11 protein-coding genes are annotated in these 12,373 nt (G+C 63.0%); 5 read left to right on the plus strand and 6 right to left on the minus strand.

The features are described 5' to 3' along the window. Positions 1-208 precede the first annotated feature (208 nt). The 3 genes from ACVOJ1_RS11075 to aceE form a co-directional block, all read right to left on the minus strand. Positions 209-1,759 (minus strand): UDP-N-acetylglucosamine--peptide N-acetylglucosaminyltransferase SPINDLY family protein, encoded by a 1,551-nt coding sequence (locus ACVOJ1_RS11075; RefSeq protein ID WP_346480425.1) that lies wholly within the window; start codon positions 1,757-1,759, stop codon positions 209-211. Between the two features lie 62 nt (positions 1,760-1,821). Beyond that, a complete protein-coding gene (locus ACVOJ1_RS11080; protein ID WP_346480426.1) occupies positions 1,822-2,892 on the minus strand; it encodes a protein kinase domain-containing protein in 1,071 nt (356 codons plus the stop codon). A 97-nt stretch (positions 2,893-2,989) separates the two neighbouring features. Beyond that, positions 2,990-5,677, minus strand: a complete 2,688-nt coding sequence (gene aceE / locus ACVOJ1_RS11085; protein WP_065175416.1) for a pyruvate dehydrogenase (acetyl-transferring), homodimeric type — start codon at positions 5,675-5,677, stop codon at positions 2,990-2,992. 573 nt (positions 5,678-6,250) lie between these two features. Here aceE and ACVOJ1_RS11090 point away from each other — a divergent pair. Together ACVOJ1_RS11090 and ACVOJ1_RS11095 are read left to right on the plus strand one after the other, a co-directional pair. After that, on the plus strand, positions 6,251-6,808 hold the full coding sequence (locus ACVOJ1_RS11090) for a PadR family transcriptional regulator (RefSeq protein ID WP_053520111.1): 558 nt from the start codon (positions 6,251-6,253) through the stop codon (positions 6,806-6,808). Positions 6,809-6,867: 59 nt separating this feature from the next. Beyond that, the gene (locus tag ACVOJ1_RS11095) at positions 6,868-7,665 is read left to right on the plus strand and encodes a siderophore-interacting protein (protein ID WP_346480427.1); all 798 of its coding nucleotides are present in this window, start codon (positions 6,868-6,870) and stop codon (positions 7,663-7,665) included. Between the two features lie 17 nt (positions 7,666-7,682). On the opposite strand, the gene ACVOJ1_RS11100 is transcribed toward ACVOJ1_RS11095, so the two are convergent. Continuing rightward, positions 7,683-8,507: a hypothetical protein gene (locus tag ACVOJ1_RS11100; protein ID WP_346480428.1), complete on the minus strand. Its 825-nt coding sequence runs from the start codon at positions 8,505-8,507 to the stop codon at positions 7,683-7,685. 180 nt (positions 8,508-8,687) lie between these two features. Here ACVOJ1_RS11100 and ACVOJ1_RS11105 point away from each other — a divergent pair, with 180 nt between their 5' ends. Beyond that, positions 8,688-9,089: a hypothetical protein gene (locus ACVOJ1_RS11105; RefSeq protein ID WP_346475270.1), complete on the plus strand. Its 402-nt coding sequence runs from the start codon at positions 8,688-8,690 to the stop codon at positions 9,087-9,089. A gap of 103 nt (positions 9,090-9,192) precedes the next feature. Here ACVOJ1_RS11105 and ACVOJ1_RS11110 read toward each other — a convergent pair whose 3' ends face one another. Next, positions 9,193-9,903 carry a YceI family protein gene (locus tag ACVOJ1_RS11110; protein WP_074902043.1) on the minus strand — a complete coding sequence of 237 codons (711 nt, stop codon included), beginning with the start codon at positions 9,901-9,903 and terminating at the stop codon, positions 9,193-9,195. 85 nt (positions 9,904-9,988) lie between these two features. Continuing rightward, positions 9,989-10,579, minus strand: coding sequence for a malonic semialdehyde reductase (locus ACVOJ1_RS11115; RefSeq protein ID WP_053520115.1), 591 nt, complete (start codon positions 10,577-10,579; stop codon positions 9,989-9,991). A gap of 126 nt (positions 10,580-10,705) precedes the next feature. On the opposite strand from ACVOJ1_RS11115, the gene ACVOJ1_RS11120 reads away from it, so the two are divergent. Next, positions 10,706-11,665 carry a mitochondrial fission ELM1 family protein gene (locus tag ACVOJ1_RS11120; RefSeq protein ID WP_346480429.1) on the plus strand — a complete coding sequence of 320 codons (960 nt, stop codon included), beginning with the start codon at positions 10,706-10,708 and terminating at the stop codon, positions 11,663-11,665. Between the two features lie 101 nt (positions 11,666-11,766). Continuing rightward, the gene (locus ACVOJ1_RS11125) at positions 11,767-12,333 is read left to right on the plus strand and encodes a queuosine precursor transporter (RefSeq protein WP_053520117.1); all 567 of its coding nucleotides are present in this window, start codon (positions 11,767-11,769) and stop codon (positions 12,331-12,333) included. Positions 12,334-12,373 lie beyond the last annotated feature (40 nt).

The following is a 12,373-nucleotide window of genomic DNA, read 5'->3' on the forward strand; positions in this document are numbered from 1 at the left end:
ATGAATTCAAACTTTCCGCCACTAACCAAGCATCCGAGCGACTGAACGACGAGAGCTTTTCCAGCAACCAACTCGCCAATCAGCACTAGTCGCGCACAGCTTATCTGAAATCAAATATCGAGCTAGGCTTGAGAACCGATGGCGAGTGTTTCAATAGACCTTAAATAAACTCCACGCGAAGTATTTAAACACAAAATTAATATGCCGCCTATCTTTTATTTACTATTATTGGCGCACCCACATCAACCAAGACATTTCTCTTAATCAGCTCTGCTTTCTTTACATCAAATTCCCATTGCATAGCGCGCTTTACTCCAGCCTCGCTTTCTGCGCGCCTCGATATATCTGCACCGAGACCTTTTAGTATGAATGCAGAATCAGGCACGGGGCTATTTTTGTAACCTTCAACGGCAGCATCTATAATATCACTCACGTTCTCGTGACCACAGTCAAACGCCGTTCGAGCGTAGTATGCCTGGCAGATTGAATAAAGTGCCTTGTCATTACTTCTCGAAAATGTGTCAAGTGCACTCATGTAGCACTCATCCGCGCGAACGAAGTCCCCCCGCTTCATGGCGATCAAGCCTAATGTAGCCGTCGCTTGAGCAGCAAATTTCAGAGGGTCGGACGACTTGGCCTTCTTCGCCAGACGCTCGGCCTCCACCAGGTCATTAGTTGCTGCAAGTGCATAGGCTAGGTTGACCTCAAGTCCAATATCGTCAGGATCAGCAACAAGTCCCCTACGAGCAAGCATTATCGCGTCCTCATAGTTTGCGCTAGCACTTAGGAAGGAAGTTAGAAATTGCAGCGGGCGACTTGAATATGGCTCTTCCGTGTGCCACAAAACTCCGGCTTCAAGCGCCCCGACATAGTCTACATTTCTCCAGGATATTAGCGCTTTCGCTTCGTAAGGATTCACCCCGCCTGAATGCAAAACGGAGGATGAGGCATCAAGAGAGAGAATCTTCTGATCTGTGACGACTTGGGCCATAACATTGTCGTTCGGAGCAAGTAACGAACCCCTATAGTACTCACGCGCTCGCTTATAATTTCCGGAAGCCAATTCCACACCAGCCAAAGCAGCGGCAAGCTCCGTTGTGCTCTTGATTGATCGGGATTTCTCCTTGAGAATTCGCTGACCAATTTTTATGAATTTCGAGCTCTTTCCAACAACCTGGGAAAGTGCTATTTCACTTGCCATTAACCAGGGGTCACTTGCTGTCCTCGCATGACTTGCCAATAGATGGTGGGCCTCATCGGCCCTATTTATGTGAGTTAGAAATCTGGATGTTATGCGCAGCACAAGCCTATCATTCGGCGAAAATTGCTTGGCCGATCGAAGTAGCCTCTCACTTCCTTTTACGTTGCCTTGGGCCAAGCGAAGCTGAGCCATATCGAGCAGAACAAGGGGATTTCCTGGATCCGCACTAAACAAAAGCTTCACCTGTCTCGTCCGCTCTGCCAAGTATCTAGCACTATTCAGAACGCCGCTAACCGCTTCATATTGAGATTTAGCCCCAAGAAGATTTTCTGCAAATCTCTTTTGGGTAGAAGAAAGGCCGGCCCCCTGATTTAACGCAACTTGTAGTACATCTCGTACCGCGTCAACGTTCTCGGTTGAAACGGCAAAAGAGAGAACATCACCCATATGGCCTGATGTCGGATTTCTGTGCCACGCATCAATAGCCCGCTGAAGATCGTCCTTGTCCAGAGCAATAGGACGAACGCCAGCTCGATCTTCCGGCTGTGCCTCCGCCATGTTAAGAGTCGATGTAATGCGACGCCATTTGGGAAGAAGCCTACGGCGCGAGAGCGCGTACGTCATACGACCGCCCTCGATTCATCATATTTCATCCGTCTAGCCATCTGGTACCACCGCTGGTGGTAACGATCAATACCCACTGCGCCGGCTCTACGAGCCTGAGCATTTCCACGCACACGGGGATCCGGATGCGTCAGCTCAAGTAGCATTTTCTCAAGCTCATCCCGAAAAACACCTGGTATAGATGGAATAACATGAGCAGTCAAAGCGCGCACTTGCGCAAGCCTCAGCACATTTATTAACTCATCACCAAAGGTCCCTCTATACGACTCAGGCTTGTATGGATCGGGCAACTCGTTGTAGATCATCGTCGACATCGGAATCTGAGTTACCAGGAACACGAATAGGCTCCCGACAAGGAAAGCATCTCCGGCCTCTCGTTCATCATTCCAGTTCGCGCAACGAAAACCATACCACTTTTCTGGAGGCTGATAACCCCTATCCCCCGGCCAGTTGAAGCTATCAAAGGGGCCGGCGACGCCCTTTCTAATCACGCGACCAAGATCACCAAGCTTTACGGGCACGTTCTGGCAATCGGATGACTCCATTGCAATCACATTGGAAGGTTTAACATCGAGGTGGCAGACGCCCTTCCTATGAAGTTGATCGACTGCAAGGCAAACGTCTCGCATCACGGACAACACCCAGGAAAATGGACGTTGCGCATTCACTGAAAGCTCGCCTCTGAGATCCCCCGCGCCGACCTCCATGACTAAACACGAGACCCTCATACCCGGATCAATGTTGCCCGGTGGATTAAAATACTCGTGACTGATTAGCTTGACAATTTTTGAGAGACCCTGCTCTGCACAGAACTCTAGTGCATCCTTCTCCCATGTAAGCTCGGTACTAAGAGCTAGCATTGCTCGAACTGGGTCGGAGTGGGCGAGAGCCGTCCTAAAATCTACGGCTTTCAAGAAGGCCAACTCAGAACCTCTTGTGGCGGAATAGCACACTCCGAAATTTGAACCAGTACCACCTTTCTTCTTTCCAATTTTTGCGCCAATTAGCCAGCCGCTCTCAAGAATCTGCCCCTCGAGATCATCAGCCGGCGTCGCAACGATAGTCATCCCCCTGCTCCTTGCTATGACTGAACCGATTGATTGATTATGCACAAAAAAAGAGGCGACCAATGGTCGCCTCTTCTTCGCCAAATCCGGATGCTAATCAAACCCCAACAGGATTAGCCTTCTCCGGATCAATCTTGTACTGCTTGATCGCCCGGGCAACATCCTTCGCGGTCATCTTCCCTTCCTTCGCCAGCGCCGCAATCGCGGCATGCGCGATGTAGTACCGGTCAACCTCGAAGAAGCGACGCAGGTTCGCACGGGTATCCGATCGGCCGAAGCCATCCGTACCCAGCACCGTGTACGACATCGGCACGAACGCGCGGATCTGGTCCGCATACGCACGCACGTAGTCGGTAGCGGCAATCGCCGGGCCCTGGCGGCCTTCCAGCAGCTCGGTCACGTAGGCCTTGCGCTGCTCGCCTTCCGGATGCAGGCGGTTGTGGCGCTCCACATCGAAGCCGTCGCGGCGCAGTTCGTTGAAGCTCGGGCAGCTCCAGATATCGGCGGTCACGCCGAAGTCCTTGTCCAGCAGCTCGGCGGCGGCGATGGCTTCGCGCAGGATGGTGCCCGAACCCAGCAGCTGCACGCGCAGTTCGCCCTTCTTCGGCTTGCCGGCGTCGGTCAGCAGGTACATGCCCTTGACGATGCCCTCGGCTGCGCCTTCCGGCATGTCCGGGTGGGCGTAGTTCTCGTTCATCAGGGTCAGGTAGTAGTACTCGTCTACCTGGTCTTCCATCATCGCCTTGGTGCCGTGCTGCAGGATCACCGTCACTTCGTAGCCGAAGGTCGGGTCGTAGCTGCGCACGTTGGGGATGCCACCGGCCACCAGATGGCTGAAGCCATCTTCGTGCTGCAGGCCTTCACCGTTCAGCGTGGTGCGGCCGGCGGTGCCACCCAGCAGGAAGCCGCGGGTACGCATGTCGGCGGCCTGCCAGGCGATGTCGCCCACGCGCTGGAAGCCGAACATCGAGTAGTAGATGTAGAACGGCAGCATCGGCACGTTGCTGACCGAGTAGCTGGTACCGGCGGCCATCCACGAGCTGATCGCGCCCGGCTCGCTGATGCCCTGCTGCAGCACCTGGCCGCTCTGGTCTTCGCGGTAGAACATCAGCTGGTCGGCGTCCACCGGCTTGTACTTCTGGCCGAACGGCGCGTAGATGCCGATCTGGCGGAACAGGCCTTCCATGCCGAAGGTGCGGGCTTCGTCGGCCACGATCGGCACGATGTGCGGGCCCAGCTCCTTGTCGCGCAGGGTGATGTTCAGGCTCTGCACGAACGCCATGGTGGTGGAGTAGGTGCGTTCGCCGCTGCTCTTCAGCAGGCGCTCGTAGGTTTCCAGCTTCGGTGCGTTGAAGCTCTTGTCGGCCTTGCGGCGGCGCTGCGGCAGGTAACCGCCCAGGGCGGCACGGCGCTCCTGCAGGTACTGCACTTCCGGCGAGTCCGGGCCCGGGTTGTAGAACGGCACCTGGCCGTCCTTGAGCTGCTCGTCGGTCACCGGAATGTTGAAGCGGTCGCGGAAGTGCTTGACGGCTTCGTCGTCCAGCTTCTTGGTCTGGTGGGTCGGGTTCAGCGCTTCACCGGCGCTGCCCATGCCATAACCCTTCACGGTCTTGGCCAGGATGACGGTCGGCATGCCCTTGGTGTTCACGGCCTGGTGGTAGGCGGCGTACACCTTGTGCGGGTCGTGGCCACCACGGTTGAGGCGCCAGATGTCGTCGTCGGACAGCCCGGCGACCATCGCGGCGGTCTCCGGGTACTTGCCGAAGAAATGCTCGCGGGTATACGCGCCGCCGAAGGCCTTGCAGTTCTGGTATTCGCCGTCGACGGTTTCCATCATCAGCTTCTTCAGGACGCCGTTGGTGTCCTTGGCCAGCAGGGCATCCCAGTAACCGCCCCACAGCAGCTTGATGACGTTCCAGCCGCCGCCGCGGAACACGCCTTCCAGTTCCTGGATGATCTTGCCGTTGCCGCGCACCGGGCCGTCCAGGCGCTGCAGGTTGCAGTTCACCACGAAGATCAGGTTGTCCAGGCCTTCACGGCCGGCCAGGGCGATGGCACCCAGGGTTTCCGGCTCGTCCGACTCGCCGTCGCCGATGAAGCACCACACCTTGCGGTCGGACTTCTCGATCAGGCCACGGTTTTCCAGGTAACGCATGAACTGCGCCTGGTAGATGGCGGCCAGCGGGCCCAGGCCCATCGACACGGTGGGGGTCTGCCAGAAGTCCGGCATCAGCCACGGGTGCGGGTAGGAGGACAGGCCACCGCCGTCCACTTCCATGCGGAACTTGTCCAGCTGCTCTTCGCTGATGCGGCCTTCCAGGAAGGCGCGGGCGTAGATGCCCGGGGCGCTGTGGCCCTGGATGAACAGCAGGTCGCCCGGGTGGTTGTCGCTCGGGGCGCGCCAGAAGTGGTTGAAGCCCACGTCGTACAGGGTGGCGCCGGAGGCGAACGAGGCAATGTGGCCGCCCAGGTCGCCCGGCTTGCGGTTGGCGCGGACCACGGTGGCCATCGCGTTCCAGCGGATGATCGAACGGATGCGCCATTCCAGCTCGGCATTGCCCGGGCTCTTGGCCTCGAACTGCGGCTCGATGGTATTGACGTATTCGGTGGTGGGAGAGAACGGCAGGTAGGCGCCCGAACGACGGGTCAGCTCCACCATGCCTTCCAGCAGCTGATGCGCGCGCTCGGAGCCCTCGACATCAATAACGGCCTTCAACGACTCGATCCACTCCTGGGTTTCCACAGGATTCGGGTCGTTGTTCAGCACCTCGTTCAACCAGTTCATTAGCGCTCCCATAACCGCACGCACGCGCGCGACTGTTGTATAGATATCTAGACCGCAAAGTGTAGCGCACCAAGGGCTTTCGTCACTTGGCTACGCTGGCGTATGGACGCATGCAGCCAGTGTCCGCAAGGCATGTCCCGCCTGTCTTCGGCGGGCCAGCAGGCGCGCTGCAGGCCGCTGCGGCGGGCCTCGGACCGCTTCGGGCACGTCGCGATTGCCCGCCTGGCGCATGTGCAGAACGAAGTGTTACCCAGGGCGATGACCGTTGTAGGGCACGGCCGACCGCGTGTGGGCCTGCGCCGGGGGCACCGCAGCTGAATGACTGATGCGGTGTCGCGCCCGGCTCTGGACCGAGCTGCGCCGGCCGCGCAAGGTGACGGCGAGTGTTGGCACTGCCGCAACGGCCCGCCGTCTGGCTGCCTCGCTCCCTTCCACAGTGGTCCCCGGGGCGCACCGCAAGGGCGCCCTTTCTGTGTACGTGGCCCAAACGCAGCACGGTTGTGGCCGGATCGATGCTTGCCGGCGCCTGCCCTATCGATATATCGTTTCGATACTCGTTACCGATATATCGAAATGAGCCGTTCCCCTTCCCCCAGAACCCGTTCCAGCGAATCGGCCGTGCCCCGCCGCCATGGCCAGCCACGCGTGCTGAGCCGGGGCGACCTGCGCCTGCTGGTGCTGGCCCTGATCGGCGAGCAGCCGCGCCATGGCTACGAGCTGATGCAGTTGATCAGCAACCAGTTCCTGCAGGCCTACACGCCCAGCGCCGGCACCATGTACCCGCTGCTGGCGAGCTTCGAGCAGGCCGGCTGGGTGGCATCGGAGGAAGTGGATGGCCGCCGGGTGTTCCGCATCACCGCCGCCGGCGAGTTCGAGCTGAAGGTGCAGCGCACCCAAGTGCGCCTGGCCCAGCGACGGGCCTTCGATCGCGCCCGCGAGATCACCAAGGCATCGCTGCCGCCGCCGCTGGCCAGCGCCCTACGTGACTTCAAGCGGGCGCTGGTGCATCACCACGGCCGCTGGGCCGAAGGCGAGGCCGAGCAGGTGGCGGCGCTGCTGTCGCAGGCATCGGCACTGATCAACGGCACCACCGGTAGCGAGCCCACCTCTTCAACGACCCAGCCAGACTGACTCCAGCCAGGTCTCCCCCTACGCCGCGCCCCCTGCGCGACACCTTTACAGGTATTCCCATGACTGAGCATCACAACGCGCGCCTGCGCCTGGATGTGAGATTCCGCGAACTGACGGTGCTGCGCACCGAGGTGGTCACCCCGCACATGCGCCGCGTCGTGCTGGGTGGCGATGATCTGGCCGGCTTCGATTCGCCCGGCGCCGACGACCACATCAAGCTGTTCTTCCCCAACGCCAGCGGCGAAATGGTGCTGCCGGTGCTGACGGCCGAAGGCCGCAGCTACCCGGACGGCAAGCAGCCGTCGCCGGCACGCGACTACACCCCACGCTGGTGGGACCACGACGCCGGCGAACTGGCCATCGACTTCGTGCTGCACGACCAGGGTATTGCCGGGCCATGGGCCGAACGGGCGCAGCCGGGTGACAGGCTGGTGATCGGCGGCCCGCGCGGCTCGTTCGTGGTGGCCGACAGCTACGCCGCCTACGTGCTGATTGGCGATGAGACCGCGCTGCCGGCCATTGCCCGCTGGCTGGATGTGCTGCCGGAGGGCGCCGAGGTGCAGGCCTTCATCGAAGTGAGCGATGAAGCCGAGCGCCAGGACCTGCCGCAGTACGAGAACGTGCAGATTCACTGGTTGGAGCGCAATGGCTTCCCGGCGGCCAGCAGCACGCTGCTGGAAGACATGCTGACCGACTTCGAGGCACCGGAGGGCGACACGTTCTACTGGATCGCCACCGAATCGCGTCGCGCACGGATGATGCGCAAGTTCATCGAAGGCCATCTGGGCGTGCCGCGCGACTGGATCCGTTCGACCGGCTATTGGAAGGCGCACCCGGACGATACCGACGGCGACTGAGCACGCCGCGTTTTGCCTCAGTCTGCGTGAGCCGGGCATGGCCCGGCTCTGCAGCAGGCAGCCACCGGAACGCGTTGCTGTCGCCATCCGAACCGGTGCGCCGCCCAGATTTCCAGCGCCATCAGCAGCACAACGACCAGCCACGGCAGCAGCAGGCCGAAATACACGCCCGGCATCATGCCGTTGATCTGCGCTTTCACCAGCCGCAACACGCCGCGGGTGTGCAGCAGTTCGTCCACGCGCATCGTCAGCGCTTCGCGCACCACCGTCGGCTCCACGCCCAGTACACTGGCCTTGTCCACCAGGGTGTCTTCCACCAGCCCGCGCAGCACGCCTTCGCGCACCTTGCCGATCACCCAGCCACTGGCGCGTGCCAGTACGCCGTCACCCAGGCGATCCAGTACCGGCAGCGGGTGTTCGCTGAGGTAGGCCGAGGCGACCGCTTCGGCCACATCGCCCACCGTGCCTTCGCTGTGCAGCGCATCGCGCATGCGCGGGTCGTCAAGCGAGTCGGTGAACCCGTGGCTCCACTGGGCCACGAGCGTCTGCAGATGCGGCTGGAAATGGTCCATCTGCTGGAGCAGCGCGCGGTGCGCGCCCGCGGTGAAACCCAGCTGCAGGCCGAAGAAGGCGGTGCCCAGCGGCAGCAGCAGCGCGTAACTGGCCAGCAGCCAGTGATGCCAGCGCCTGCGCCGCTGCAACCAGCCGCGGCGGCGCAGCGCGTACCAGCCGGCCAGGCCAACCATGAGGCCCAGCAGCGCGCCCAGCACGCTGCCCACGGCCAGATCGAGCACGCTCAACCCGGCCCAGAATTCGTTCAACCAGTACTGCACGTCCTGCATGGCCTTCCTTCCGTGGATGAAACAGCAGGCGATTGTAGGACCGGGTTCGCCCTCGGTGGCTCTTCGGCCCATGCCACGGGGTCAGACCCCTTGTCCCACGGAGCGGCGCATGACGCCGGCAGCGGATCGACCCGGGCAGATGCGACAATCGCGCTCCTTTCCAGTTGCAACGAGGCCCCTGTGGGCAAACTGACCTTGGCCGGCGTCGATGCGCTGCGCTCCCGCTTCAACGACGACGCCGCCTGTGATGGCGCGCTGGCGGCCTTCGCTGATCCGGCCGCCCTGCGTGCACCGCTGCGGGATCTGTTGGACGCCGAACGCCGGTTCCTGCAGGCCGAGTACGAAGTGGCGCAGGTAGCCGATGTGCTGCGCCGCGACCAGAAATACGCGCCGGTGGGCCGGCCGTCGGTGCATATCGTGCAGCTGCGCAAGCAGCAGGCGGCAACCAGGCAGGCCGCGTTGATCGCCCGTCAGGTGGTGGCGCAGGCCGCGCAGACCTTCGTGCGGGTGAGTGGCATGACGGTGAAGGCCAAGCAGAGCCCGAGCGAGGCGTGTGCAGCGTGGCTGGGCGCGCTGCGCTGAGCGCACGTACCCGGTAGCGGCCAACGCGCGTTCCCGGCGCTAAAAAAGAAGGCCCGCTTCACAGCGGGCCTTCTGCCTTCTCACGACGAGTGAGCGGGGTGCATCAAGCCGCCGGCTTCTCGCCGGTGGCTTCGGTGGTGATGCGGATCTTCACTTCATCGCTGACGTTCGGGGCGTAGGCGCCCACGCCGAAATCGCTGCGCTTGAGGGTGGTGGTGGCATCGAAGCCGGCGGCCGGAACCTTGGCCATCGGGTGCTCGCCGCCGCCGTTGATGGTGACGTCCAGGGTCACCGGCTTGGTGATGTCCTTGATGGTCAGATCGCCAGTGACGGTCAGCTTGTTGGTGCCGGCCGATTCCACCTTGGTGCTCTTGAAGGTGGCCGCCGGGAACTTGGCAGCGTCGAAGAAATCGGCGCTCTTCAGGTGCTCGTCGAACTTGGCGGTGAAGCTGTTGAGGCCGCTCAGCGGCAGCTTCACTTCCACGGTGGACTTGGTCACGTCGGCGGCGTCGTACACCAGGGTGCCTTCAGCGTTGCCGAAGTGTGCGCTCGGGTTGGAGAAGCCGAAGTGGCTCCACTGCGCCAGCACGTCGGTGTGGCTCGGGTCGAGCTTGTAGGTGCCCGAGGCGATCTGGATCGCTTCGGCGGCCGGCGCGGCAGCGGCAGCATCGGCAGCCGGGGTGGCGGCCGGCTGTTCGGTGGCGGCCGGAGCGGCGGCATCAGCGGCCGGGGCAGCGGTATCGGCCGGCTTGGAGCAGGCGGCGATGGCCAGGGTCAGGGCCAGCGGCAGCAGCAGTTTACGGGTGGCGCTCATCTGAGGAACTCTCCGGATCGTAGGGTGGGTACAGGGTGCAGCAATGGCCCGCCGCAACCGGCGGGCCCGAAACCGATACAGCGACTTACGCGATGCGCGCCGCTTCGTCGAACGACAGACGCGGCAGGCGCGGGAACAGGCCCGCCGGGTCACCGTACCCCAGGTTGACCAGGAAATTCGACTTGATGCTGGTGCCGGCGAAGAAGGCTTCATCGACCTTGGCCGGGTCGAAGCCGGACATCGGGCCGGCATCCAGGCCCAGCGCGCGCGCGGCCAGGATCAGGTAGGCGCCCTGCAGGCTGCCGTTGCGGATGGCGGCCTCGTGGCGGCCTTCCTGCGGGCCGTCGAACCAGGACTTGGCGTCGGCGTGCGGGAACAGGTACGGCAGCTTCTCATGGAAATCCAGGTCGAAACCGATGATGACGGTGACCGGTGCGGCCATGGTCTTGTCATGGTTGCCTTCGGACAGCGCGGGGGCCAGCTTGGCCTTGGCTTCGGCCGACTTCACGAACACGAAGCGCGCCGGGCTGGCGTTGGCCGCGGTTGGGCCCCACTTCACCAGCTCGTACAGTTCCTGCAGCAGGCTGTCGTCCACCGGGGTGTCGAGGAAGGCATTCTGGGTGCGGGCGGTGCGGAACAGCTGATCCAGTGCGGCGGCGTCAAGCGCGTGGGACATCGGTGCATCTCCAGGGCGGCGAAGGGGAGTCAGTGCCCGCGGGCAACGCGGGGCGAAACGACCAGCCGCAGTGTAGAGTGTCGCGACTGTTGCAACACCCAGCAGGGCTGAAACGAATTAATGCCAATGGTGAAACGATCGAGCGCACCGTGGACGGTCACCGATGGCCGTGCAGGCAATGTCCGCCAGGCGGTCGCGCTGGCCTCGGCGCTGCGCCAGGGCACCTATCGGCCGGTGGTGCTGCAGCCTCAGGCGCCCTGGCGCTGGATGTCACCACGGCGCCTGCCCGGTGACGTGAACGGCTACGGCGATGCGTTCGCGGCACTGGCGGCCGAGCGCCCCGCGCTGGCGATCGGCTGTGGCCGCCAGGCCGCCGGTGCGCTGCGCGTGCTGCGCGCCCGCGGCACGCAGGTGGTGCAGATCCTCGACCCGCGCATCGGCGCCCGCCACTGGGACGTGGTGGTGGTACCCGAGCATGATCGCCTGCGCGGCAGCAATGTGCTGACCTTGATCGGCAGCCTCAACCCGGTCGATGACGACTGGCTGGCCTGGGGACGGGCCGCGTTCGCCGGCTTCAGCACCCTGCCCGGTCCGCGCACTGCACTGCTGGTGGGCGGCCCGACGCCGCTGGCGCCGTGGGACGAAACGGCGATGGTCGGTGTGTTCCGCGCCCTGGCCGCGCAGATCCGCAGCGAAGGCGGCAGCCTGCTGGCCACCACCTCGCGACGCACCCCGCCGGCACTGGCCGAGATCCTGCGCGCGACCTTCGCCGACCTGCCGCACGTGATCTGGGGCGATGGCGGCGACGGGGTGAATCCGTATGGCGGCCTGCTCGGCTGGGCCAACCGTGTGGTGGTATCGCCCGATTCGGTGAACCTGCTCTCTGAAGCCTGCGCCACGCGCATGCCGGTGATGGTGGCGCTGGCGGAGACCGCGCAGGCACGCCTCGCCCGCTTCCAGCAGCAGCTGCACGAGCGCGGGCGATTGCAGACACGCTGGCTGGACTGGCAGTACGACCGCATCGAGCCGCTGCGCGAAACCGCGCGCATCGCCGCCGAGGTCAGGGCGCGGCTGGCATTGGGGTAACGCCCCACCGTTGACGGCTGGTGTGTTCCTGAACGGGTGGTTTTGGATTTGCCTTTGGCCGGGCGGATAATGGGCGATTCCCCTTGTCCTCCTGGCTCGCCATGTCCGTGCGTCCTGCCCCCGTTTTTGCCCCGCTGACCCCGCGCGCCCTGGTGCTGGCCGTGCTGGCGATGGGCGCGGTGGTGCTGCTGTCGAACGTGCTGGTGCAGTACCCGATCAACGACTGGCTGACCTGGGGTGCGTTCAGCTATCCCGTCGCGTTCCTGGTGAGCAATCTGATCAACCGTCGCTTCGGCCCGGGACCCGCCCGGCGCGTAGCCTGGATCGGTTTCGCGGTGGCGGTGCTGTTGTCGGTCTGGGTGGCGACGCCGCGCATCGCCATCGCATCGTGCTCGGCCTTCATCGTGGCGCAGCTGCTGGACATCACCGTATTCGACCGCCTGCGCCGGGGCAGCTGGTGGCGTGCGCCGATGGTAGCCACCACCTGCAGCGCGACGGTGGACACCACGATCTTCTGGTCGATCGCCTTTGCCGGTTCCAGTCTGCCGTGGGTGAGCTGGGCGGCGGGCGATCTGGCCGTGAAGCTGGCCATTGGCGTGTGCCTGCTGGCGCCGTTCCGCGCGCTGCTGTGGAAGATGGCGCCGCTGCGCGCGGAAAGCGCGCGGTGATTCCGCCGGGCATGGCCCGGCGCTACCGCTGCGTTTGTTT

It is taken from the genome of Stenotrophomonas sp. STEN225 (genome assembly GCF_056756445.1).